Genomic DNA, 24,012 nt, shown 5'->3' with positions numbered 1-24,012 from the left:
CCTGTGACTATGTCGAGCGTACTTGTGGTAGTATTTGGTTGTTTATTAAATGCATAGAGAGAATTATCTAAGTGTCGCAGCTCACTCCTTGGGAACATTATCAGCAGGATTTACAAAGAGACGGTTTTTCGAAAGATGCGGCACAAGAGCAAGCCGTAAAGGCGCTGCAACGCGTATTTGATGAACTACTCGTGCTGCCTAAACCTCAATCCTCATGGGGACGATTGGTTTCTAGCTTTAAAGCGAATCAACCCGTTGAAGGCGTTCTTGGGCTGTATCTATGGGGTGGAGTCGGGCGCGGTAAGACGTATTTGATGGATACTTTTTATGAGGCCTTGCCCGGTACAAATAAGTTAAGAGCGCACTTCCATCGATTTATGCATCAATTACATCACGAACTCGATGAATTGAAAGGTACGCAAGATCCGCTACTCGTAATCGCAAAAAAGATGTCTGAAAAATATCGAGTCATCTGCTTTGACGAGTTCTTCGTTTCTGACATTACAGACGCCATGTTATTAGGGACGTTGTTTGAAGCCTTGTTTGCCCATGGCGTGACCTTAGTTGCGACTTCGAACATTGTACCAGATGACTTATATAAGAACGGCTTGCAACGAGCACGCTTCTTACCTGCGATTGCAGCCATTAATAAGCACTGCCAAGTTTTAAACGTAGACTCGGGTATTGATTATCGTTTGCGAACTCTAGAACAAGCTGAAATTTACCACTCTCCACTTGATGCGCAGGCGGAAATAAACTTACTTGCTTATTTTGATCAACTTGCACCGGAATCTGAAGTTCTGGATGCACCCATAGAGGTGGATGGCCGAGATATTCAAATTCGAAAGCAGGCTCAAGGAGTGTTGCTGGCAGATTTCCGTGCGCTATGTGACGGACCAAGGAGTCAGCGAGATTATATGGAGTTGGCGCAAACTTATCATACGGTTTTACTGAGTGGCGTCGAGCAGATGGGGCATAGTTCTACTGGAGATGATATTGCGCGACGCTTTTTGGCGTTAGTCGATGAGTTTTATGAACGCAATGTAAAGCTTATTGTGTCTGCCCAAGTTGCTTTGGAAGAGATTTATACCGATGGTCAGCTTACGTTTGAATTCAATCGTTGCCGCTCCCGGCTCATTGAAATGCAATCTCACGATTACTTAGCGTTAGAGCATTTACCTTAATTATTTTCGTTGAGCACCATACTTCTGGCGTTTTCAATTTGAGCCGGCAGATGCCGGCTTTATCTTGAGAAAAATTTACCTTGTAACTAAAAAATCAGGTGATTTTTACGTCAGCTTTGTCTATAATTCGCGACCTGCCCACGTTACTCCGCCAATTGGGCGGATGTTTTTAGCCAAATTTCTTTGCTCGAAGGGGCAGGGGATAGGCATTTTTGTGTTATTTACGCTTCTGTAGATAGCATGTGTGACAGAATTTTAACTTTGGGTTTTTGTAAATGAAGACTTTTACTGCTAAGCCAGAAACTGTAACTCGTGACTGGTATGTCGTTGACGCTGACGGCAAAACTTTGGGTCGTATCGCTACTGAAATTGCTAACCGTTTACGCGGTAAGCATAAAGCTGAATACACTCCGCACGTTGATACGGGCGACTACATCATCGTTGTTAACGCTGAGAAAGTAACCGTAACTGGCAACAAAGCGAAAGGCAAGACGTACTACTCGCACTCAGGCTTCCCTGGTGGCATTAAGCAAATCAGCTTCGAGAAGCTGCAGGCGCATAAGCCAGAAATGATCATCGAGAAAGCGGTTAAGGGTATGTTACCAAAAGGTCCTTTGGGCCGCGCTATGTTCCGTAAACTTAAAGTTTACACTGGCGCAGAACATAACCACGCTGCACAACAACCTCAAGTTCTTGATATCTAAACGGGAGTAAGCATAATGGCTGCAACTCAGTACTACGGCACTGGCCGTCGCAAAACATCTACTGCTCGCGTTTTCGCTAAAGTAGGTAGTGGTAACATCCTAGTTAACCAACGTCCTTTGGACGAGTATTTTGGTCGTGAAACTTCTCGTATGGTTGTTCGTCAGCCACTAGAGCTAGTTGAAATGACTGATAAACTAGACATCGTTGTAACTGTGAAAGGTGGTGGTACCACTGGTCAAGCAGGTGCAATTCGTCATGGTATCACTCGTGCACTAATGGAACTTGATGAGGCACTACGTCCTACATTACGTTCTGCTGGTTTCGTTACCCGTGACGCTCGTAAAGTTGAGCGTAAGAAAGTGGGTCTACGTAAAGCACGTCGTAAGCCACAATTCTCGAAGCGTTAATTCGCCCAAGAGATTGCAAAAAACCCGGCCTATGCCGGGTTTTTTCTTTTAAGGTGCTTATTTTCACAGTTTCGACATTTGGCTTGTTTTAGACTGGTTGCTACAAAAGGGTTTCGCACTTCTTTGTTTTTATGATGGGGTTGCACAAACCATCATTACAATGGAATGTTTGTTCTAATTTTTGAACAATAATCCCCTTGGATTTTTCTGAACATAAAGTGAGCTGTTTGTTACTGTTTTTAAAGAGGAAAAAGTTAAATGACCTTTCAAACCTTTATGTTGGCGATAGGCTTAATGTTAGTACTAGAAGGCATTGGACCTTGTCTATTTCCAAATAAATGGCGTGCCTATATGCTAGAAATTTCTCAACAAAACCAAAGGGTTTTGCAAAGAATTGGCGGGTCAATACTTGTAAGTGGAATAGTTCTATTGATTATTTTTTCATAAAGATCTTGCCAATTCCCCCCATTAATCTGTTAAAATTTCGCTTTAATCGCAACCTAGCAGCATACAATGGGCAAAAACGTAGTTGTTCTGGGCACCCAATGGGGTGACGAAGGAAAAGGTAAGATAGTTGATCTGCTTACCGAACAAGCAAAATATGTAGTTCGTTATCAAGGCGGTCATAACGCCGGCCATACTTTGGTTATTGATGGCGACAAAACTGTTCTTCATCTGATCCCGTCAGGAATTTTACGCGATAATGTTAAATGCATTATCGGTAACGGCGTTGTACTTTCTCCTGAAGCACTCATGACAGAAATTAACATGCTTAAAGAGCGTGGTATTCCCGTTGAGGAACGCCTATTGATCTCTGAAGCATGTCCGCTGATTCTGCCATTCCATTGTGCTCTAGATATTGCTCGTGAAAAAGCTCGTGGCAATAAGGCGATTGGTACAACCGGACGCGGCATCGGTCCTGCTTATGAAGATAAAATTTCTCGACGCGGCTTACGCGTTGGTGATCTGTTTAACGCAGAGTTGTTTGCTGAGAAGCTAAAAGAGGTGATGAAATATCACAACTTTATGCTTACAGAATATTATGACTCTGAAGCCGTTGATTATGACAAAACTCTCGCTGACGCCTTAGCGATTGCAGATTATCTAAAATCAATGTGTACTGATGTTACCGAACTATTGGATCAAACGCGTAAAGCGGGTGAACCGATTCTATTTGAAGGTGCACAAGGTACTTTGCTGGATATTGACCACGGTACTTATCCGTTTGTGACCTCGTCAAATACAACTGCAGGCGGTGTTGCAACAGGTAGTGGTTTCGGCCCTCGCCATATTGATTACGTTTTGGGCATCATGAAGGCATACACCACGCGAGTTGGTGCCGGACCTTTCCCAACAGAGCTTGCTTGTGAAATCGGTGACCATTTAGGTACCAAAGGACACGAGTTTGGCGCCACGACAGGGCGCAAGCGTCGTCCTGGTTGGTTAGATATCGTCGCAATGAAACGTGCGGTTCAAATCAATAGCGTGAGCGGTTTCTGTTTGACTAAACTGGATGTATTAGACGGTTTAGAAGAAGTGAAGCTGTGTGTCGGTTACCAATATCCAGATGGTTCAGTTGCGACGGTTACACCGCTTGCGGCTGAGGGTTATGAAGAAGTGACCCCAGTACTTGAAACCATGCCGGGCTGGAGTGACAACACCTTTGGCGCAACTTCAATTGATCAGCTTCCCGAAGCTGCTATCAATTACATCAAACGTATTGAAGAGCTGTTAGAAACGCCGATTGACGTGATTTCAACAGGCCCTGATCGCAACGAGACAATGATCTTAGTCAACCCATTTAACTAAGTCTTGTTGATGTTGATTAAAAGGCCGCTATCGCGGCCTTTTTTATGGGCGAAATTTAGTTGGTCGGATCTTGTTCAAGAAATACGTTATAATGCCGATGTTAAGAATATCCCTTTCTTAGTGACGAGGTTCCGATGTTGCGGATAATCTACATAAGTTTGATTTGTGCCAGTAGCTTTTTTGCATCAGTTTCACAGGCTCAAGAGAGCCAGCCTGAAACCCAAGCTGTGGACATATACAGTCAAGATCAACTGATAGAGCTGATCCGTAGTGGCAAATACTTACAACAAGTCAAAGCCGATGACTGTCAGCTCGTCCAGGATATCGAAGCCCGCTCAGAAGTGCTGCAGCAACCCTTGTATCAGTTTCTGTGGGCAGAAATGCTCAATTATGGAACTTGTGTAAAAGCGAATGCCCCGAGAGGAATCGCACTTCTAAAGACCGCAGCAGAACAAGGGAGCGCCGAAGCCATGGTTCGCGTTGCGGAGTACTATAATCAAGGGAAGTTTGTAACGAAGGATCCGGAACGAGCAGTGAAATATGCGCTGCCAGCTGCTGCGAACGGTGACTTACCGGCAAGAATCATGCTCGTGCGTTTGTTTGGCCAAGGCTATGGTAGCGCACGTGATTATGAATACGGTTATCACTGGCTGTATAACGCAGTCATTAGTGATGAAAAAACGAAAAAAACAGCCATGACGCTGCTAAAAAGACTTGAGGCAAAGATGCCTGCAAGCATCGTGGCAAGAGCCCAAAAGGCTCACTTAAGAACACACTAAAGGCCCAATCATTCGTCGATGAAGTATCGAGTGTGAGGGTCAATATATTGGAAATTGAATGATAAAAGACCCTCATTTTGAGCGTGAGCAAGACAAATACGAAAATCCTATTCCGAGCCGAGAGTTCATTTTAGATTATCTGCGCTCACAAAAATCCCCCCTTACTCGTGAACAAATATCTATTGCCCTCAATGTTGTTGATGAAGAGCAGCAGGAAGCGATACGCAGACGTCTGCGCGCGATGGAAAGAGATGGTGAGTTAGTATTTACTCGCGGGCGATGCTATGGATTGCCTGAAAGAATGGATCTGCTGAGCGGAACCATCATCGGCCATCGTGACGGCTTTGGCTTTTTAAAGCTGGATGAAGGAGGCGATGATCTCTTTATTCAAAACCGTGATATGCAAATGTACTTTCATGGTGACAAAGTCTTGGCTCAGCGAGCTGGCGTGGATCGTCGTGGAAAAAGAGAAGCGAGAATTGTGCGTTTGGTTCAAGAGCGAAGCGCTCCGTTAGTTGGGCGCTACCATGTTGATTGTGGGATGGCATTTGTTATTGCTGATGACAAACGAATCGCTCAGGAGATCCTGATCCAAAAAGAAGATAGCCAGGGCGCCCGTCATGGTGATGTCGTCGTTATTGAATTAACTCGCCGCCCAGGGCGTTATGTAAAAGCAGCTGGCAAAGTGACGGAAGTTCTGGGTAAGCAAATGGCTCCTGGAATGGAGATTGAGATTGCTTTGCGCAACTATGATTTACCCCATACGTGGTCGTCGGTGATAGAAAAAAAGCTCAGACGTATCCCGGATGAAGTCAGTGAAGACGACAAAGAAAACCGAGTTGATTTACGTCATTTACCACTGGTAACGATTGATGGTGAAGACGCGCGCGACTTTGATGATGCGGTATACGCAGAAACAAAACCGAGTGGTGGTTGGCGTTTGTGGGTCGCGATTGCCGATGTCAGCCACTATGTTCGAACGGGCTCGGCATTGGATGTTGAAGCGCGTTCGCGCGGGAACTCCGTTTACTTCCCTTCCCAAGTGATTCCGATGTTGCCGGAAAAAATTTCAAATGGGTTGTGCTCACTAAACCCTCATGTTGATCGTTTATGTATGGTCGCGGAAATGACGATCTCTGCTCGCGGTAAACTGTCAGGTTATAAGTTTTACCCTGCAGTGATGCAGTCCCATGCCCGTTTTACATATACAGAAGTGGCAGACATGTTGGAAGGCGGTGATATTGCTGATGAGCACGAAGCATTGTTCCCACACCTTCAATGTTTGCAGCAACTTTATTTAACGTTAGATGAAACCCGTGCTGAGCGCGGAGCAATTGCATTTGAAACCGTTGAAACTCAATTTGTTTTTAACGAGCATCGAAAAATTGATGCCATTGTGCCTCGTTCTCGCAACCAAGCTCATAAAATCATCGAAGAGTGTATGATTTTGGCCAACGTGGCCTCTGCTCGGTTTGTGAAAAAACATAAAGGCGAAGTGTTATATCGAGTTCATGAAGCGCCGTCTGAACAAAAACTGGCGAACTTTAAAGAGTTCTTGTCGGAGCGCGGGTTGACATTAGGTGGCGGTTTAGAACCTGAACCAAGTGATTATCAGGCTCTGATGGAGAAAGTTATTGAGCGTCCAGATGCGGAGCTTATCCAAGTGATGCTACTTCGCTCAATGCGGCAAGCGATTTATACACCGGATAATGAAGGCCATTTTGGTTTGGCGTTAGAGGAGTATAGCCACTTTACATCGCCGATCCGCCGTTACCCAGATTTAGTGCTGCATCGAGTGATCCGTTACTTGTTGGCAAAACAGCACTGCCAAGGTGAGCTGACCGATAAATGGACGGCTGATGGCGGCTATCATTATCAATTGGACGAGCTAGACCAGTTGGGAGAAGAATGTTCAACCACTGAGCGCCGTGCAGACGAAGCGACCCGTGATGTCAGTGATTGGTTAAAGTGTGAGTTCATGCAAGACCATGTGGGTGATACATTTGATGCCGTTGTGGCTTCGGTGACGAGCTTTGGATTATTTGTAAGGCTCGATCAGCTGTTTATCGATGGTTTGGTCCATATATCTAGCCTCGCAAACGATTATTACCAATATGACAATAAACGTCAGCGACTCATTGGTGAAAGTTCCGGACAGGTTTATCAAATTGGTGATGCCGTGCAAGTTAAAGTGGCAGCAGTCAGCTTAGATGACCGTCAAATCGATTTAGTCATGATTGGCGATGAAGGGCGTCGTAAGCGCAAAGATACCAGTAGAAAACCGATGACCGCACGTGAGCGGGCAAACCTTGAAGGTGCCAAACGAGGTGCTAAATCCAAAGGTGCAACAGACGAAGGTGCAGAACGTAAGAAGCCAAAGAGTAAAAAGTCTTCTGGGCGAACGAAACCCAAGACTAACAGTAAGGCCAAAGCGAAACCCAAAAAGTCTGCTGGCAAGAAAGTTAAAACCGCGACCCACAAAACTAAAGCTGCGAAACGTAAAACGAGAAAATAGATAAATGAAGAAACAAGATATTGTTTTTGGTATCCACGCCGTAGAAGCGCTATTGAAAAACACACCAGAGCGCATCATCGAGATGTGGCTATTGCAAGGTCGAGAAGATGAGCGTTTATTGCCACTGATTAAAACGGCCAAGGAATTTGGCGTTTCGGTGCAAACGTCGGCCCGAAAAGTGCTTGATAATAAAGCCAATAGCAGCCAACATCAGGGGATTGTTGCGCGGGTTAAAGCTGCAAAAATTCTGAGTGATAATGAGTTAGATGTACTCCTAGGCAAAACGGAAACGCCGTTTTTACTGATTCTAGATGGTGTCACTGACCCGCATAACTTGGGGGCATGTCTGCGTAATGCGGATGCGGCAGGAGTTCAAGGCATTATTGTGCCAAAAGATAACTCAGTTGGGATCACTTCGATTGTGAGCAAGGTTGCGTGTGGTGCTGCAGAGTCCGTGCCTTTGTTCCAAGTCACTAACTTGGCGAGAACCATGCGTTATTTGCAAGATAAGGGCGTCTGGATTATCGGTACAGCAGGAGAAGCTGATTGCGAGTTGTATCAAGCCGACTTAAAAGGCCCGTTAGCGATTGCCATGGGCGCGGAAGGAAAAGGTCTACGCCGATTGTCTCGCGAAGCCTGCGATACACTAGTCTCCATCCCGATGGCTGGTGAGGTGTCAAGTTTGAACGTCTCTGTTGCAACAGGTGTTTGCTTATTTGAAGCGGTACGTCAACGCCAAGCATAAGCGATAGATATCGAAAAGGCCGTTCTTTATTGGAGCGGCTTTTTTATCTCTGCCTTAAAAGCTTTATTCTCATCGCTTATATCTACAGCCAGCTATTGAAATGTATAAAGTAAATTAAAGCTGGTGATTGTATCCACTTGCTCGCTGCCTTCTGGTACCACCTCAGTATATTTGACGTTTACACCAATTTTGAATGCCCAATCTTGAAAGACAAGATTCTTATAGTTTAAGTCCAATGTCAGCGTATTATTGTCCTTACCGCTTTCGGCCGTCAGGTCGGCATTAATTGTGGTGTACTCATGGACTTTATGTTCAAGTTTGGTGGCGGCACGAAGAATGAGTTCTCGGGTTGAGCGAGGGGAGGGGTCATCATCGGTTTGGTTTGGCATGCTGTAACGATAACCAGGACCGACTTCTAAACTCAGGTTGGTTTTCGAATTATTCACTACATCAAAACCATAACCGCTCGATACGGTTGACAAGCGTGTGTAGCTACCAAACTCATCCCAAGTAAAATCGCCGCGACCAAAGATATAACCCTCTTTCAGCTTGTAGTTGCTCTGAAGTTGTAAGTCATATTTCTCTGCGGTGGTTTTTTCAGAATCAGACGCAAAATAAGCCTTCACCGTTGCTTCTTGCTTAGAAGCTTCCCCGTCATAAACAAGTTTGACGCGGCTATTGAAACTACTTGATTCAGTATTCCCGGTGTTTAATTGAAATCCAGCTTCAATTTCGGCTGTCAGGTCGCTTGGTGGTTCACGGTAGTCTGGTGGCACTAGCGCCCAAGCATTGATAGAAACAACTGATATCAGGACAGAAAAGGCAAGGTTTCGCATGGATCATTCTTATTGAAATTGAAGGAACAGGCCGCTCCGTAAACCTTTGTGGTTTCGGCGGTGCATTATCATACCCTTAATCAAGTGGGCAGCAAAGTTATTGCTTGAGTTTTCCTTTGTCTTTCTGTACTATTTCGCGCCTAATTCAGTCACTTTCATTTTAGTTCCTTGCCTCTATTAGGTCTGACTGAGCCAACAACGAGGCTAGATAACCGTAAGGAGCAATAAATGCGTCATTACGAAGTCGTATTTATGGTTCACCCTGATCAGAGTGAACAAGTACCTGGTATGATTGAGCGTTATTCAGCGATTTTCACTGAAGCTGGCGGTCAAATCCACCGTTTAGAAGACTGGGGCCGTCGTCAACTGGCTTACCCAATTCTTGAATTGCATAAAGCTCACTATGTTCTTATGAACGTAGAGACTACTGCTGAATCAATTGAAGAACTAGAAACAGCTTTCCGTTTCAACGACGCTGTGCTTCGTAGCATGGTAATGCGTACTAAAGCTGCTATCACTGAAGCTTCGCCAATGGCTAAAGCTAAAGATGAGCGTGATTCACGTCGTGCTGCGACTGAAGAGCGTCCTGCTCCACAAGCAGCAGAAGCCGCCGAGTAAGTTTATCAGTGACCACCAATCACTTGGTGTTGTCGGGAACAATAACCCGTTCCAGGCGCTTTACCAGCCCAGCAGGAATCGACCATTGTGTGGTGATGCTGGAACACAAGTCACAACGTTTTGAAGCAGAACTGCTGAGAAATGTGTACTGTCAAATGCAAGTGGTGATGAGTGGCGAACGTTTTGAAAACGTTACAGATAAGCTTAAAGCAGGCGTGGATATCGAGGTGACAGGCTTTATTGCATTGCAACAAAGTCGAAATGGTCAAAACCGCTTGGTATTACACGCTGAAAATGTCGAATTGAAAACTTAGGAGACTGTCAAAATGGCACGTTATTTCCGTCGTCGCAAGTTCTGTCGTTTCACCGCTGATGGTGTTACAGAAATTGATTACAAAGATATCCCAACTTTGAAAAACTATATCACTGAAAGCGGTAAGATTGTTCCTAGCCGTATCACTGGTACTAGTGCTAAATACCAACGCCAGCTAGCTCGTGCTATCAAGCGTGCTCGTTATCTTTCTCTACTGCCTTACACTGATTTACATCAGTAAGACAGTAATCGAATTTAGAGGATTATAGATAATGAACGTTATTTTACTTGATAAAATCGCTAACCTAGGCAACTTGGGTGACCAAGTTTCTGTTAAAGCTGGTTATGCTCGTAACTACCTTTTACCTCAAGGTAAAGCTGTAGTTGCTAACGCTGCTAACACTGAAGTGTTTGAAGCTCGTCGCGCTGAACTAGAAGCTAAGCTTGCTACTGAGCTTGCTGCTGCTAATGCTCGCGCTGAGAAAATCGCTGCGCTTGAATCTGTTGTTATCGCTTCTAAAGCGGGTGACGAAGGCAAGCTATTCGGTTCTATCGGTAACCGTGACATCGCTGACGCAGTAACTGCTGCTGGTGCTGAACTTGCTAAAAGCGAAGTTCGTCTTCCATTAGGCGCACTACGTAACACTGGTGAGTTTGAAGTTGAAGTACAGTTACACACTGAAGTTAAAGCTGTTGTTAAGCTTTCTGTTGTTGCAGAAGACTAAGCACTAGTTGGCTTTAAGCTAAATAGATTTAGCAAAAAACACCGCCTCGGCGGTGTTTTTTTATGGGAGAGATTTGGCTGGTCGAGTTGTTTATATCATAGAGTCTTTTTTATCTCACTGCCGCAATACATACACTTCACATGTCTTGGCGCTAATTCCCGCTTGCAACCTGGGAATTTTATTGCAGGGATATACTTGCCATCTAATTTGCCATCACGCAAATCAATCTCCTGGATTTTCGCGGCAAGCATTTGCTTGTTAAAACCAACTTCTTCCAGCAGCTCCGACATGGCTAAACAAACCATGGATAAGTGATCAATTTGATCTTGAAGTCCGCGTAGCGTTACTTCATTGGCCCGCGCATGGGATTTGGCTTGTCCCGCCTCTCTTGAAACGTCACTGATGCGAAAGTTTTTAATGATCTGATAAATATCCATATTTTATTCCTATTTCGCTGATGGATTAAACCTATCTTAGCGACTGACGCTTTTCAATTTATTTGAGTTGGCAATGAAGTGTTTCTATTGTCGGGAAGGCAAAAAAACCTCATTGGGCTAACAATGAGGTTTTTAGCGAAGCAGTGTTACTGAAGCCTAGTATTACTTCACGAGCTCAAGTTCATTCAGTAAATTTTCGGCGCGGTCAACTTCATCCATCATCCACAGGATATAGCGGATATCCACATGAACTGCGCGGGTGATGGTTGGGTTGAAGAACCAATCTTTGGTAATTGCTTCATAGGTGGAGTCAAAGTTAAGTCCAACCAGTTCCCCCTTGCCGTTAAATACTGGCGAGCCTGAGTTGCCGCCGGTGGTATCTACGCTAGAAAGAAAATTTACCGGCACTGAGTTAAATTCCTCTGGCTTATCTAGGCATGAGAATAAGCGGCAAATCCAGCTCCGTGGATCTGCATACACAGAGCTAACTTTATGCTCACCATATTGTTTCGCGGCAATCGCGTCTAAGATCTTCTGCGGTGCATTAAATGGCTCTGCACCTGTGTGTTTAGCCGCAAGACCTTCCAAACGGGTAAATGGTTGTTTGTACAATGCATCGCGAGATTGATAACCATCGACCATACCGTAGGTAATACGCAAAGTACCGTTGGCGTCAGGGTAGACTGGCCAACCATTGGCCTTGTTATAGGCGATAATGCTGGCCATGTAAGCTGGTCGTGCAGTTGACAGTTTTCCTTGTAGCGTTTTCATGGCTTTCTCATGAGCCATATTGGTGTCGTGAAGCGCGACAGCCATGCGGATAAAAGGATCGCTGCTGGTTTCAAACTGTTTTGGCGCCGCGTCCATCCACTTTAGACGCTGCTTTCTGTCTTTTAACGTTGTTAAAGCGTAAAAGCCGTCAAGCTTGGCACTGAGTTCTGTTTCTAGATTTTGGTTAAGAAGTGAATCGAGAGCTTTAACGCGATTATTCTGAGCAAGATAAGCTTGAATATCTTGTTGCCACAGCATTTTATCAACCGCAACGGCAAAAGACTTATCAATCCGTTTGAGTCGGCCTGCAAATAGTTTCATATCACGTTGCTGGTAACCTTGTTCTCGCTGCGCATCAGGCTTTTGTTTTTCTAGTGACAAGCGATAGAGCTTTTTCGCGGCATCAAGAAGCGCGCTTGATTGCGCTATTGTGAAAAAATAGTTTTGCTGCTGCGCTGATTGCTCCTCAGTGAGTAGTGCTTCTAAGTTTTCAATGACCTTTGCTTGCTCGGGATCTTCTCGATTCACCCACACCAGAAAGTCATCTTCTTTTTGTTGTTTTATGCCGACAATATCTGTGGCTTTGAATCCATCAAGTAGACCATTAAGCTTCTTCATACGATTGGCCATTGACGCCAAACCGCCAGCGTACTTAATTTTGACGTCAGCATCAGTTGCTGACATGGATTCAATCGTTTCAATCCGACGCTGATAATAATCAGCATAGGTTGGGTATAGCCATTGGCTAGCAAATTTTAGTTCGCTAGTTAAGCGGTAACGACTGGTTGAGCCTGGGTAGCCTGCTGCAAATACGCCGTCGCCAGCTTTTACGCCATTGGCGTTAATTCTCAGGTAGCTTTTGGGGGTGAAGGGTACGTTATCCTCGTGATAAGCCGCAGGCTTCCCATCTTTACCCACATAGGCGCGTAAAAAAGTAAAGTCGGCGCTGTGGCGGGGGAATTCATAGTTATCAATATCACCGCCATAGGAACCGGCACTTTCAGGTGGTGCATAAACTAGACGCACATCACGAATAATCAATTGTTTGATCAGATAATATTCTAAACCATTATGATAACTACGCACTGAACAGCGGTAGTTGTCGTCGCTTTCACAGGCTTTTATTAGCTGTTTAGAGTTTTGCTGGATTTCTTGGTATCGAGTTAGAGGCTCTTCGCTTAGATCATGGGTGACTTTTTCTGTCACATTGGTCACAGCTTCGGTAATATAGAGCCGCTCATTGGGGCCGGCTGACGGCTCTTGTTGTTGGTCGCTGGCGAGGAAGCCGTTGGCTAAATAGTTGTGTTCTTTTTTGCTGTTATATTGGATCGCTCGATATGCACAGTGGTGATTTGTCACAACTAGGCCTTGGGGCGATACAAAACTGGCGGTACAATAGCCGAGGCTGATGACCGCGTTCATTGGGTACTGGCTCAGATCTGCCAGTTGTTTGGCAGGGATTTGGATACCGCGTTCGCTTAGTTTGTCGGCGATAGATGGCATTTGATAAGGTTGCCATTGGCCTTCATCTGCGATGGCCAAACCGGAAGACAGCATGAGAGCTGCTACCAATGCGTAGCGCATGTTCATTCCTTATTATAATTGATTAGTTTTTCGTAACAGCTGACTAGCACTCGACCGCAGTGTGCCTGAAAAGGCGCGATGATTGCGGTTTTGATGGTGAGAGTTTCCTGTTCAAATTGACCCAGCGTTTATAACATAGTTTGCCTTCAATCAGGTAATGGAGTCTTAATGTCACAGCAAGGTGGTTTTAACAAAGCCAAGAACTTTAAACCTAAAGATGCACAACTTGATGCATTGAAGATGCCACCGCATTCTATAGAAGCGGAGCAGTCTGTTTTAGGTGGCTTAATGCTTGATGCTGATGCATGGGACAAAGTTTCTGAAGCTGTCGTTAAAGACGATTTTTACTCCCGTTCGCATAAGATGATTTTTGCGGCGATGCATAAGCTAGTGGAAAGTAGCCAGCCTATCGATTTGATTACGGTTTCTGAGCAGCTTGAAGTTGAAGATGAACTCGAAGATGCTGGGGGCTTTGCTTATCTTGGTGAAATCGCGAAAAACACGCCAAGCGCTAGCAATATTCTGTCTTATGCTGAAATTGTCCGCGAGCGTGCCGTTGTTCGAGATATGATCCGTGTCGCCCATGATATTGCGGATGCGGGATACAACCCCGAAGGGCGAGATTCCGGAGCACTGTTAGATCTGGCCGAGAGCAAAGTATTTAAAATTGCAGAGCAACGCACCAATGCCAATGAAGGCCCTGAGGGCATAAAAACCATCTTAGAGAAGACCGTCGATAAAATTGAAGATTTGTATAACAATCCACATAACGGCGTGACCGGGGTATCGAGTGGTTTTGGTGATTTAGATAAGATGACTGCCGGCTTCCAGTCCGGTGACTTAGTGATTGTGGCTGCACGTCCATCGATGGGTAAAACTACCTTTGCGATGAACTTGTGTGAACAGGCCGCGATGAATGAAGATAAGCCTGTGCTCATTTTTAGTTTAGAGATGCCCTCTGAGCAGATCATGATGCGTATGCTTGCTTCTTTAGGTCGTGTGGATCAGACCAAAATCCGTACGGGTCAGCTTGATGATGAGGATTGGGCACGAGTCTCGTCGACGATGGGTATCATGCTTGAGCAAGGCAAAATGTACATTGATGATGGCTCAGGATTGACACCAACGGAAGTACGTAGTCGCGCCCGACGGATTGCCCGTGAATATGGCGGTTTATCGATGATCATGATCGATTATCTACAGCTGATGCAGGTTCCCGCTTTATCTGACAATCGTACCCTTGAAATTGCAGAAATTTCCCGCTCGTTAAAAGCACTGGCTAAAGAGCTAGAAATTCCCGTGATTGCTCTGTCTCAGCTCAACCGCTCATTGGAGCAACGTGCAGACAAACGGCCAGTAAACTCCGACTTGCGTGAATCGGGTTCGATTGAGCAGGATGCCGACTTGATTATGTTTATTTATCGAGATGAAGTTTATAACGATGACTCGCAAGATAAAGGCACAGCCGAGATTATTATTGGTAAACAGCGTAACGGCCCTATTGGTCGTGTTCGGTTAACTTTCCAAGGACAATTCTCTCGATTCGATAATTACGCAGGGCCACAATTCGAAGAAGATTAAACCCCAGCGCTGCAGGTTGATTCAGTGTTAGCACTAGAATCCGAAGTTGCTGATGGTTGTTATTTATTTCATCGCTTGTGACGGTTCAATAAGGTTTGTCTTTGTTTTACCGTTTCGTTTTAAGTTTGATTACATGTTTAACAAGGCCATTTTTTGAAGCCATTTCCTAGAGCTGAGATTAGCGCTCAAGCGCTGAAACATAACCTAATTCGACTGCGAGAAATCGCACCATCTAGTCAAGTGCTTGCAGTCGTAAAAGCAAATGGCTATGGCCATGGATTACTCAATGTGGCTCGCTGTGTCGACTCTGCTGATGGCTTCGGTCTAGCCAGATTAGAAGAGGCATTGCAGCTCCGAGCAGGTGGCGTGACCGCTAAACTGTTACTGCTTGAGGGATTCTTTAGAGATGCTGATCTAGAAACCATTGTCCGTCATGGGATTGATACTGTGGTTCATCATGAATCGCAGCTAGAGATGCTTGAAAATGCGCAATTGACTGCCCCTGTGACGGTTTGGTTAAAAATTGATTCTGGTATGCATCGACTGGGGATCCTTCCAGAAGATTTTCTTGCAGTGTATCAGCGTTTGCTGGCCTGCCCTCAGGTTGCTAAACCGATCCATTTAATGACGCACTTTGCATGTGCTGATGAACCAGATAACGCGCTCACTCACCAGCAAATGAATGCATTTAATCGATTAGTTGAAACATTGCCCGGAGACCGAACGCTTGCCAATTCAGCCGCTGCCTTATATTGGCGAGATAGCCAAGCGGATTGGATACGACCAGGCATTGCTTTATACGGTGTTTCGCCGGTAACTGGAGATGTTGGTGGTAACCATGGATTAGTTCCGGCCATGACATTGGTTTCCCGTCTCATCGCCGTGCGTCGCCATAAAGCTGGGCAAAGTGTTGGTTATGGCGCATTTTGGACTGCTAAACAAGATACACTGCTTGGTGTGGTCGCCATCGGATATGGCGATGGTTATCCGCGTAATGCACCAGAGGGCACTCCAGTATGGATTAACGGTCGTCGTGTCCCCGTAGTCGGTAGGGTTTCAATGGATATGGTGACCGTAGATCTCGGTATTGATGCAACCGATAAAGTGGGGGACGATGCTGAGTTATGGGGACCGAACCTGCCCGTTGAAGAAGTCGCCGAGTTTATTGGTACCATTGCCTACGAACTAGTAACCAAACTCACCCCTCGCGTAGCCGTGTGTATGGATTAGTGACACTTAGCGGGTCAATCTGTGCACGTTGATACAAAAAAAGCTCATCAAAGAGATGAGCTTTTTTTGTATGAGGAACGTCTGTGTTGTGGTGAACCTAATTAGTGCTCGAAGCAAATCTCAATAAATGCGGTTCCAAACTCACTACTAAACGGCATAATGATTTTTTTACCTTTAGCTTTATGCGAAATGGTGTGGTCTTTTCCTGTGACGACCATTGGTGTTGCCATTTCGAACTCATAACCTTTGTCACTGAGTATGTTTTTGGCGCCACCGGTTACCATATTGGTAATTTCACCGACTAAGTCTGTCACTTCATCATCAATTTCTTCGTGCTCTTCACCGAGCATTTTTTGCATGGTGGTGAGAATGAGCTCTCTTTCAAAGGTAATTGATAGTGAACCTTTGGTTTGAGGGCCAACCATACCAATCAGGCCGGAGACATCACCTTTGGCAATTGGGTCAGTTTTGAGTGCTGGTTTTCCGGGTTCGAGCTCCATACTCGCCATTGTGGACATGACGTTAAGTAAAGATGTTAAGAAGGGGTTGATAAACTCAACATTCATAGTGACGGCGTTCCTTTGAAAATCATTTCATATGACCAATACAGATTAGAGCAAACAAGCAAAGATTTATATAACTTAGTTCACACTCCCTTATAGCTTAGAAGAAAATTTGGGTAACTAAATATTTTTTATACTGATTTTAAATCATTTCTTTTTAACTGATGCCCCATGAGGGTGTGAGCTCACGTCGGCGCTTGAATGCGTGTGGATTCTTGTTCAAGCGCATCAGGTTTGTACTGGGCAAAATTACATGACGTGTATGTTGTTTTACCCATATCGTGTGTAAAATGTGCGCCCGCTTTGCCAAAACTGATTTGTGAACTGAAAATATGACCAACGCCACTGAGATCAATCGCACCTTTTCTATCGCGCCGATGCTGGACTGGACGGATAGGCACTACCGCTATTTTGCGCGTTTGATGTCAACGCAAGCTTTGTTGTATACGGAAATGGTAACAACTGGCGCGATCTTGCATGGTAAAGGAGATTACCTTGCCTATAACCAGGAAGAACATCCATTAGCGTTACAGCTTGGGGGGAGTAACCCTAGCGATTTGGCTCTTTGTGCGAAACAAGCCGCAGAACGCGGCTATGACGAAATTAATCTTAATGTGGGTTGCCCGTCAGATCGTGTGCAAAACGGCCGCTTTGGTGCGTGTCTGATGGCGGAACCGCAGCTTGTAGCAGAATGTGTTGATGCAATGAAGCAGGTTGTGGATATTCCTGTCACGGTGAAAACTCGAATTGGTATTGATGAGCAGGATAGTTACCAGTTCTTAACCGACTTTATTGATACAGTTCAGGCCGCGGGTTGTCGAGAGTTCACGATTCATGCACGTAAAGCTTGGTTGCAAGGGTTAAGCCCAAAAGAAAACCGTGAAATCCCACCGCTTGATTATGAGCGGGCCTATCAACTCAAGCGTGATTACCCACACTTGAACTTGAGTGTGAATGGTGGCATAAAAACGCTGGCCGAAGCCAAAAAACACTTATCTCATCTTGATGGCGTCATGGTCGGGCGAGAAGCGTATCAGAATCCATATTTGCTTGCTGAAGTTGACCAGCAGCTTTATTACATGGATATCCCAGTGATCAGCAGAGATGCTGTTATCGAGAAATTACTTCCCTATATAGAGAAACATTTACAACAAGGTGGACGTCTAAACCATATTACACGTCACATTATCGGTCTTTATCAAGGGTTACCTGGCTCAAGAGCTTGGCGTCGTCATCTGAGTGAAAACGCACATAAGGCTGGTGCTGGTGTTGAAGTAGTAACTGCAGCAAGACAATTGATCAGCAAATAGATTCAATCTAAAGGAGAGGTAATCTCCTGTTTATGTTCCTTTTTTGTGCAGTTTGGAATATGAGAAAACGTGATCTATGCCCATTTTATTAACATATTGGCGAAATTTGCTACTGCTTTAGTGAATTTCGCTAGTTCCCATCATACTCATGATAAACCTTCCTCTAGCTCCTTTGTTGAAAACTGATTAAGTCATTGATAATAGTAGTCTTAATTGTTTTTTCTTAATGTTGGCACGCCGCTTGTATTACCTCTAGTGTGATTAAACAACATACGAAAGGAATACACCATGTTAAACATTAACTTAACGAAAACACTTCAATCGGTTGTCGCTGCTACGGTTTTATTAGGGACGAGCGTATCAGCACAGGCTAATGTGCCTAGTACATCAGATGTCATGAACGCAATTGAACAGAATATCGCAGCGCAATCGCAAGAGATGTTGGCGACCGCAAAACGCGAATTTATGCTTTCAGTTCAAACCCAGCTTGCTGAATCAATGTTTGAGTTTGAAGTTGCGGATAACGAACAAGCAGCAACCACTGACCAAGTCGCAAAAGTAGAGGACTAGTCATGGGATTACCAGACGGATTAGCGATGCTGTTGTTATTACCTGTTGTTAGCTTAGCCATATGTGCGGCGGTTGTTTGCTCTTTACAATGGCATCGTTTGAATTAAGTTTTGTTGAAGATAGAGGTGATTATGAATAGGTTAGAACGGTTGATGAGATCTGATGACAGTTTAATTTGTGGTGTTGCATCAGGGATGGCGAACCGATTTGGCTGGTCGAAATTTTGGACTCGTATTGTATGGGCTTTTGCTATTTTTTCGAATCCTGTACTCGGTTTATTAGCTTATTTTGCCCTAGCAATTGTTGAACCTGATTGGATTAAGCGTTACTAATGTCGCAAGGTAAGTTCGTTAAATTGACTCATCGACTACTTGGTGTAGCAATTGTTCTTTTTGGGGTTTTTCTTTGTGTTGTCGCAGTTCAGTTTTGGGGCGCACCCCATATTTTAGTCGCGGCGGAATCTCTTTATTGGATGGATACACACCTGTGGGTTTTGGTTTTATCCTGTTTAGCCGTGATGTGCGCGTTATTGTGGTTAGCGGCTTCGTTTAGTTTTTTGGCATTGGCTTCTGTCGTATGTGTTGCTATTGCTTTGTACATCGTTATTAGTGGTCTTTCATTCTTTTGGGCCTTGATCCTTCTTTTACTTGCGCTATGGGGCGTCAGTCGAGCGAGCCAAGAAGACTCGCTGTAGACCTGAATTCATTTTATTTATTTAAAAAAGCTTTGAATCTTGCTTGTGCTTGCTCGCTGTGGAGAAGCTTAGCAAACTGCTCAATTTCTAATTCCATTTGTCGATTTACTTGTTGTTGGTTTGGTCGCATAAGCTGTTTGGTTTGCTGGATGGCCTCTGGTGGTTGGGCTGCAATTCGTTTTGCTTGTTTTAACGCAAACCCATAGAGTTCAGATGACGAACATATGCGATTGATCATTTTAAGATCTTTGGCTGTCTCAGCGTTGAATGGCTCACCGAGTAGTAGGAGCTCAGCGGCGTGCGGGTGGCCAATTAACTGGGGTAACAGTAAGCTTGCACCAGCTTCGGGAACAAGTCCCAAATTAACAAAAGGTAACATAAACTGCGCACTGTCATCGGCATAAACAAGGTCGCAATGGAGCAAAACCGTGGTGCCTATTCCCACGGCACTGCCAGAGACGGCCGCAATAAGAGGCTTTTTAAGCGTTAGTAAGGTGAATAGAAAGTTAACTGCTGGGTGATTGCGACCCATGTCAGGGTTGCTGAGGAAATCGGCGATGTCATTTCCCGAAGTGAAGCAATTTTGCTGGCCACGAAGCAGAAAGGCACGAATCCCATTGTCGCTCTCACCTTGGATCAGGTATTCTGTCATTTGTTTATACATATCAAGACTTAGAGCGTTGAGTTTGTCTGGGCGATCGATGGAAATAATGCGGACGCCTTGCTCATCCTTAATTTGAATATGACTCATTCGTTGGTTCCTTATAGACGAAATGGGATTACATGGAGTTTAAGACATTGAAGCCTATATTCAAACAACTGTTTAATTTATTCATCTTGAGTGCCGTCAGTGTTTCAGCTTGGGCGGAAGTTTCGTTGGTTGAAGGTCACGTTCGCGCAATGCCTGCCTCGGTCCCAAATACGGCGGCTTATGTCACGCTGAAGAATGATGGTGCGGCAAAACGCTTAGTTGCTGCCAGTACCAGCGTTGCCAAAGAAGCGCAGCTGCATACCATGTTGATGGAAGATGGCGTGATGAAGATGCGCCAAGTAGCAAATTTTGAAGTACCTAAAAATGGCCAGTTGGTTCTGAGTCCATCTGGGGATCATATTATGATCCTTGGGCTCCATGAGCCTCTGCAATTAGAACAACAAATCACTTTGTCATTAGAGTTTGATGATGGCGAAAAACTCACAGTGACGTTACCTGTCATGAAAAAGGTGGATGGTGGCATGTCTGGCCATCACCATCATCATTAAGGAATCAAAACATTATGCAATTTACATGGAAAAAAGGGCTCGCAGCCGCTGGCCTTGTCTGCTTGATTGGATACTTTGTTAGCGTTTGGTGGAGCTTTGAGCCTGACGCAATAACTGAGGAGCAACTATCTGCGCAAGCAGCAGGCCCAGAGCAGCAAAAAGTTATAGGCTATGCTACAACAACTGCTTTGATAACCACCATGGAAACCTTGCTACAAAAACCCGGCGGATGGTTATCTAATGACGTTATGCCACCTTCGTTACTGATGGATAACATGCCTGCATTTGAGTTTGGCGCATTGGAGCAGACTCGTGATTTAGCGCTGGTGATGCGTAAAGAGTTTAGCCGCTCTCAATCACAATCAACGGCCGATGCCGATTTGTTACAAGCACACACAAAGCTCAACATTGGACATACAAGTTGGTTGGTACCAAGCGCTGAGAGTGAATATAAAGACGCAGTTCAGTTGCTAAAACAGTACCGAGCGCGTATATCAGATCCTCAAAACCAAGATGCCCAGTTTTACGCTCGTGCGGACAATTTGAATGAGTGGCTTAAAGAAGTTCAAAAGCGTTTAGGCAGCGTGTCGCAACGTTTGTCTGCCAGTGTTGGTCAAGACCGTTTGAACACTGATCTCGCGGGTGATAGCGCGGCACGTCAATCGACGCCAAATCGAACGAGCCAAGAAATTAAAACTAGCTGGTGGGAAATTGATGATGTGTTTCATGAAAGCCGTGGAGCTTCATGGGCGCTTCTTAATTTTATGAAAGCCATTGAAATTGACTTTGCCGACGTATTGAAGAAAAAGAATGCGGAAGTTAGTGTACAGCAAATCATTCGTGAATTAGAAGCGACTCAGCAAACGGTTTGGAGTCCTATGATAATGAATGGCAGTGGCTTTGGTCTAGTTGCGAACCACTCGTTGGTTATGGCTAACTATGTATCGCGCGCAAATGCCGCAGTTATTGATCTCACTAATTTGCTATCACAAGGTTAAGAAGCACGATGATGAAAAAAACACTAATTACTGCAGCGGTGCTCGGTGCAATTGCTGCTGGTTCAGCGCAAGCCGCAACAATTGTTGGGTTTAAAGTCGGTGCTGACTATTGGAAGGCGGACACCTCAGGTTCTTTTGCTGAGCATCCAGGGGTTCAACAGACCTTTGATTATGACTCTTCTGCACAACATAGTTTATGGGTGGGTTTCGAGCACCCAGTTCCCTTCTTGCCGAATTTTAAGTTACGCCAAAATAACTTAGACGAGAAAGGCTCACTCAATGGTGCAGATTTCAACTTTAATGACCATAACTTTGTCGGTGATGTCACCACGAATATGGATCTGAGTAATACTGATTTTGTGTTGTATTACGAGATTTTAGATAACGATATTGTTGAACTTGATTTAGGCGCAGCCTATAAGCTGATGCAGGGCTCGGTTCGCGTGGTTGATCCTGGACACCCAGAAGAGATCGATCTCGATAGTGGTGTTGTGATGGCTTACGGTGCCGCAGAAGTGGGGATTCCAGGTATCGGTTTGTATGGTTTTGCAGAGCTCTTTATGGGGGCAACAGAATCTAGCGTTACTGATTATGCCCTCGGTGTGGGCTGGGAATATGATGGCCTAACTGCAGACTATAAGATCAGAGCGGGTTACCGTGAATTTCAGTTTGATGTAAAAGATTTTTCAGATCTAACCATGGATATGAAAACCGATGGCTATTTTGTTGGTGTAGAAGTGGATTTTTAAAGCATCTACATCGCGGGAATATCCCATAAAAAAACCGCCGATTGGCGGTTTTTTTGTGGGATAATGTCCAATGTTACTCGGGCATGAGTCCGTTATTAATTGCAGATACGTCATCTTCAGATAATGAACCTGCAGCTTGTTTAAGTGCAACAATCGAGTTGATATAGCCGTAACGTGCATTGGATAGCTGACGTTTCGAATCATATAAGTCACGGGTACGGTTAAGTACATCTACAATTGTACGCGTCCCAACTTCAAAGCCTGCTTGAGTTGCTTTAAGCGCGCTTTCTGAAGAGACAACAGATTGCTCGTAAGCTTTAATGGAAGTGATTGATGCACGAACGTTATTAAAGTTGTTACGTACATCTTTCACCACTCGACGGTGAGATTGTTCTAAACGCTCACTGGCTTCTACAAATTTGTACTGAGCCTGGTTAACTTGAGAGTCGACTTTAAATCCTTGGAAGATCGGTACACTGAGTGTAATGCCGACATTACCACGATCATAATCACCAACACTTTGCCCCTCTTCTTGCTGCTCGAAGTTAGTGGTGTATCCAGCATTCAAGTTGAGTGAAGGCATGTGTCCCGCTTTGTAGAGCTCGATGGTTTCTTTGGCAATGTCTTTTGCGATCCGCTGACTTTGCAAATCTAAGCTATTGCTTTCAGCCATTTTGATCCATTGCGATGTTACGCTAGGTGTTGGTGAGCTCGCAGAGAAACGATTGGTATCTAAGATGTTGATCGACTTATGTTCAATGCCGGTAATTTCGCTGAGAGATTCATAGCTATTCATCAACTGATTTTCAGCAAGAATTTCTGATGCTGTGGCTAAGTCATATTGAGCTTGTGCTTCATGCACATCGGTAATCGCAGTTAGGCCTACAGCAAAGCGTTGTTTTGTCTGCTCAAGTTGACGTTCAATGGCTCGTTTTTCTGCACCCTTGAACTCGTAATTATCTTTTGCTGAAAGCACATCAAAATAGGCCGTCGTGACACGTGTAATTAGTGTTTGCAACGTTGACGCGTAGGCTGCATCAGCTTGTGATGCTGCTTTTTCTGCAAGACTTAAACCGACCCATGCAGCGTGATCATAAATCACTTGGCTGAGTGATAAACCAGCATTTAATCCGTTAGTGGTATTGCCTGGATCATTCCAAACTTTGTCGTAACCAACGCTACCACTGAAAGTAGGGAGTAGCGGTGAGCGGTTTTCTTCTATGCTTTCATAGAGAGCGTCTCGTTGTGCTTGTGCTTGTAACACCAGAGGGTCACTGGTTAATGCTTGTTGATAGATTTGCATTAAATCATCGGCTTGCACTGCAGGCGCTGTGATAGCGAGCGACAAGGCTGCACACAGAGAACGGATCTTGAATTTCATTGGCTGTCCTTATAGACAAAACACCCTTGGGGTGAAGTACTCTTAAGTAATTAAGTCGTGCCTTTAGATAGGCGGTTTGCGCTTCCCGACGCTTCCCGATACAGCTAAAACTTAATAGCGTAGATGATAAAAAATCAACCGTTTTCAAGTCAACTTTGAAGTGTAACAGATTTTATCTTTAACATGAGTAATATTAGATAGATAATATTAACTTTAGCGATGCATAAAGTTCATCAATATTTAGGTAA

At 44.7% G+C, this 24,012-nt stretch carries 27 protein-coding genes; 21 read left to right on the top strand and 6 right to left on the bottom strand.

Annotated elements, in window-relative coordinates; genetic code table 11:
- Positions 1-71: 71 nt before the first annotated feature.
- The 8 genes from zapE to rlmB all read left to right on the top strand — a co-directional run bounded on the left by zapE (position 72) and on the right by rlmB (position 8,144).
- Positions 72-1,184 carry a cell division protein ZapE gene (gene zapE, locus IEY18_RS08240; RefSeq protein WP_188919661.1) on the top strand — a complete coding sequence of 371 codons (1,113 nt, stop codon included), beginning with the start codon at positions 72-74 and terminating at the stop codon, positions 1,182-1,184.
- A gap of 275 nt (positions 1,185-1,459) precedes the next feature.
- Positions 1,460-1,888, top strand: a complete 429-nt coding sequence (gene rplM / locus IEY18_RS08235; RefSeq protein ID WP_188919659.1) for a 50S ribosomal protein L13 — start codon at positions 1,460-1,462, stop codon at positions 1,886-1,888.
- A 15-nt stretch (positions 1,889-1,903) separates the two neighbouring features.
- Positions 1,904-2,296: a 30S ribosomal protein S9 gene (gene rpsI / locus IEY18_RS08230; RefSeq protein WP_188919657.1), complete on the top strand. Its 393-nt coding sequence runs from the start codon at positions 1,904-1,906 to the stop codon at positions 2,294-2,296.
- A gap of 258 nt (positions 2,297-2,554) precedes the next feature.
- Positions 2,555-2,743, top strand: a complete 189-nt coding sequence (locus IEY18_RS08225) for a DUF2065 domain-containing protein (RefSeq protein ID WP_188919656.1) — start codon at positions 2,555-2,557, stop codon at positions 2,741-2,743.
- Between the two features lie 66 nt (positions 2,744-2,809).
- Positions 2,810-4,105, top strand: coding sequence for an adenylosuccinate synthase (locus tag IEY18_RS08220; RefSeq protein ID WP_188919655.1), 1,296 nt, complete (start codon positions 2,810-2,812; stop codon positions 4,103-4,105).
- 134 nt (positions 4,106-4,239) lie between these two features.
- Entirely contained in the window at positions 4,240-4,884 is a 645-nt protein-coding gene (locus IEY18_RS08215; RefSeq protein ID WP_188919653.1) for a tetratricopeptide repeat protein, read from the top strand.
- 58 nt (positions 4,885-4,942) lie between these two features.
- Complete coding sequence (gene rnr, locus IEY18_RS08210) at positions 4,943-7,399, top strand: ribonuclease R (RefSeq protein WP_188919651.1); 2,457 nt, start codon at positions 4,943-4,945, stop codon at positions 7,397-7,399.
- Positions 7,400-7,403: 4 nt separating this feature from the next.
- On the top strand, positions 7,404-8,144 hold the full coding sequence (rlmB, locus tag IEY18_RS08205) for a 23S rRNA (guanosine(2251)-2'-O)-methyltransferase RlmB (RefSeq protein WP_188919650.1): 741 nt from the start codon (positions 7,404-7,406) through the stop codon (positions 8,142-8,144).
- A gap of 92 nt (positions 8,145-8,236) precedes the next feature.
- On the opposite strand, the gene IEY18_RS08200 is transcribed toward rlmB, so the two are convergent.
- A complete protein-coding gene (locus tag IEY18_RS08200; protein ID WP_188919648.1) occupies positions 8,237-8,980 on the bottom strand; it encodes a DUF481 domain-containing protein in 744 nt (247 codons plus the stop codon).
- 228 nt (positions 8,981-9,208) lie between these two features.
- Between IEY18_RS08200 and rpsF the strand changes: the two genes are divergently transcribed.
- From rpsF to rplI, 4 genes are read left to right on the top strand one after another with little or no spacing between them, the layout of a single operon-like run.
- Positions 9,209-9,598: a 30S ribosomal protein S6 gene (gene rpsF, locus IEY18_RS08195; protein ID WP_188919647.1), complete on the top strand. Its 390-nt coding sequence runs from the start codon at positions 9,209-9,211 to the stop codon at positions 9,596-9,598.
- A gap of 8 nt (positions 9,599-9,606) precedes the next feature.
- Positions 9,607-9,912 carry a primosomal replication protein N gene (gene priB, locus IEY18_RS08190; RefSeq protein ID WP_188919645.1) on the top strand — a complete coding sequence of 102 codons (306 nt, stop codon included), beginning with the start codon at positions 9,607-9,609 and terminating at the stop codon, positions 9,910-9,912.
- 12 nt (positions 9,913-9,924) lie between these two features.
- Positions 9,925-10,152, top strand: a complete 228-nt coding sequence (gene rpsR / locus IEY18_RS08185; RefSeq protein ID WP_188919644.1) for a 30S ribosomal protein S18 — start codon at positions 9,925-9,927, stop codon at positions 10,150-10,152.
- 31 nt (positions 10,153-10,183) lie between these two features.
- A complete protein-coding gene (gene rplI / locus IEY18_RS08180) occupies positions 10,184-10,636 on the top strand; it encodes a 50S ribosomal protein L9 (RefSeq protein WP_188919642.1) in 453 nt (150 codons plus the stop codon).
- A gap of 95 nt (positions 10,637-10,731) precedes the next feature.
- Here rplI and IEY18_RS08175 read toward each other — a convergent pair whose 3' ends face one another.
- Together IEY18_RS08175 and IEY18_RS08170 are read right to left on the bottom strand one after the other, a co-directional pair.
- The gene (locus IEY18_RS08175) at positions 10,732-11,073 is read right to left on the bottom strand and encodes a hypothetical protein (RefSeq protein WP_188919640.1); all 342 of its coding nucleotides are present in this window, start codon (positions 11,071-11,073) and stop codon (positions 10,732-10,734) included.
- Positions 11,074-11,235: 162 nt separating this feature from the next.
- On the bottom strand, positions 11,236-13,428 hold the full coding sequence (locus IEY18_RS08170; RefSeq protein WP_188919638.1) for a S46 family peptidase: 2,193 nt from the start codon (positions 13,426-13,428) through the stop codon (positions 11,236-11,238).
- Positions 13,429-13,596: 168 nt separating this feature from the next.
- On the opposite strand from IEY18_RS08170, the gene dnaB reads away from it, so the two are divergent.
- A complete protein-coding gene (dnaB, locus tag IEY18_RS08165) occupies positions 13,597-15,009 on the top strand; it encodes a replicative DNA helicase (RefSeq protein WP_188919636.1) in 1,413 nt (470 codons plus the stop codon).
- A 153-nt stretch (positions 15,010-15,162) separates the two neighbouring features.
- On the top strand, positions 15,163-16,239 hold the full coding sequence (alr, locus tag IEY18_RS08160) for an alanine racemase (RefSeq protein WP_188919634.1): 1,077 nt from the start codon (positions 15,163-15,165) through the stop codon (positions 16,237-16,239).
- Between the two features lie 101 nt (positions 16,240-16,340).
- Here alr and IEY18_RS08155 read toward each other — a convergent pair whose 3' ends face one another.
- Positions 16,341-16,805 (bottom strand): chemotaxis protein CheX, encoded by a 465-nt coding sequence (locus IEY18_RS08155; protein WP_188919633.1) that lies wholly within the window; start codon positions 16,803-16,805, stop codon positions 16,341-16,343.
- Between the two features lie 329 nt (positions 16,806-17,134).
- Between IEY18_RS08155 and dusA the strand changes: the two genes are divergently transcribed.
- The 4 genes from dusA to IEY18_RS08135 all read left to right on the top strand — a co-directional run bounded on the left by dusA (position 17,135) and on the right by IEY18_RS08135 (position 19,376).
- A complete protein-coding gene (gene dusA, locus IEY18_RS08150) occupies positions 17,135-18,112 on the top strand; it encodes a tRNA dihydrouridine(20/20a) synthase DusA (RefSeq protein ID WP_188919631.1) in 978 nt (325 codons plus the stop codon).
- 288 nt (positions 18,113-18,400) lie between these two features.
- The gene (locus IEY18_RS08145) at positions 18,401-18,682 is read left to right on the top strand and encodes a hypothetical protein (RefSeq protein WP_188919629.1); all 282 of its coding nucleotides are present in this window, start codon (positions 18,401-18,403) and stop codon (positions 18,680-18,682) included.
- Positions 18,683-18,813: 131 nt separating this feature from the next.
- Entirely contained in the window at positions 18,814-19,014 is a 201-nt protein-coding gene (locus IEY18_RS08140) for a PspC domain-containing protein (RefSeq protein WP_188919627.1), read from the top strand.
- Positions 19,014-19,376: a hypothetical protein gene (locus IEY18_RS08135; protein WP_188919625.1), complete on the top strand. Its 363-nt coding sequence runs from the start codon at positions 19,014-19,016 to the stop codon at positions 19,374-19,376. The genes IEY18_RS08140 and IEY18_RS08135 overlap by 1 nt, the downstream gene beginning before the upstream one ends.
- 13 nt (positions 19,377-19,389) lie before the next feature.
- Here IEY18_RS08135 and IEY18_RS08130 read toward each other — a convergent pair whose 3' ends face one another.
- Complete coding sequence (locus tag IEY18_RS08130; protein ID WP_188919623.1) at positions 19,390-20,127, bottom strand: enoyl-CoA hydratase; 738 nt, start codon at positions 20,125-20,127, stop codon at positions 19,390-19,392.
- A gap of 32 nt (positions 20,128-20,159) precedes the next feature.
- On the opposite strand from IEY18_RS08130, the gene IEY18_RS08125 reads away from it, so the two are divergent.
- From IEY18_RS08125 to IEY18_RS08115, 3 genes are read left to right on the top strand one after another with little or no spacing between them, the layout of a single operon-like run.
- Positions 20,160-20,636: a copper chaperone PCu(A)C gene (locus IEY18_RS08125; protein ID WP_188919621.1), complete on the top strand. Its 477-nt coding sequence runs from the start codon at positions 20,160-20,162 to the stop codon at positions 20,634-20,636.
- 14 nt (positions 20,637-20,650) lie between these two features.
- The gene (locus IEY18_RS08120; protein WP_188919619.1) at positions 20,651-21,634 is read left to right on the top strand and encodes a DUF2333 family protein; all 984 of its coding nucleotides are present in this window, start codon (positions 20,651-20,653) and stop codon (positions 21,632-21,634) included.
- 11 nt (positions 21,635-21,645) lie between these two features.
- Positions 21,646-22,383: a TIGR04219 family outer membrane beta-barrel protein gene (locus tag IEY18_RS08115; RefSeq protein ID WP_188920031.1), complete on the top strand. Its 738-nt coding sequence runs from the start codon at positions 21,646-21,648 to the stop codon at positions 22,381-22,383.
- Positions 22,384-22,456: 73 nt separating this feature from the next.
- Here IEY18_RS08115 and tolC read toward each other — a convergent pair whose 3' ends face one another.
- Positions 22,457-23,764 carry an outer membrane channel protein TolC gene (tolC, locus tag IEY18_RS08110; protein ID WP_188919617.1) on the bottom strand — a complete coding sequence of 436 codons (1,308 nt, stop codon included), beginning with the start codon at positions 23,762-23,764 and terminating at the stop codon, positions 22,457-22,459.
- Positions 23,765-24,012 lie beyond the last annotated feature (248 nt).

Source organism: Shewanella gelidii, assembly GCF_014647855.1.
Lineage (GTDB): Bacteria > Pseudomonadota > Gammaproteobacteria > Enterobacterales > Shewanellaceae > Shewanella > Shewanella gelidii.
Note: the sequence above shows the minus strand (reverse complement) of the source record. Positions and strands in the feature narration are given on the sequence as shown.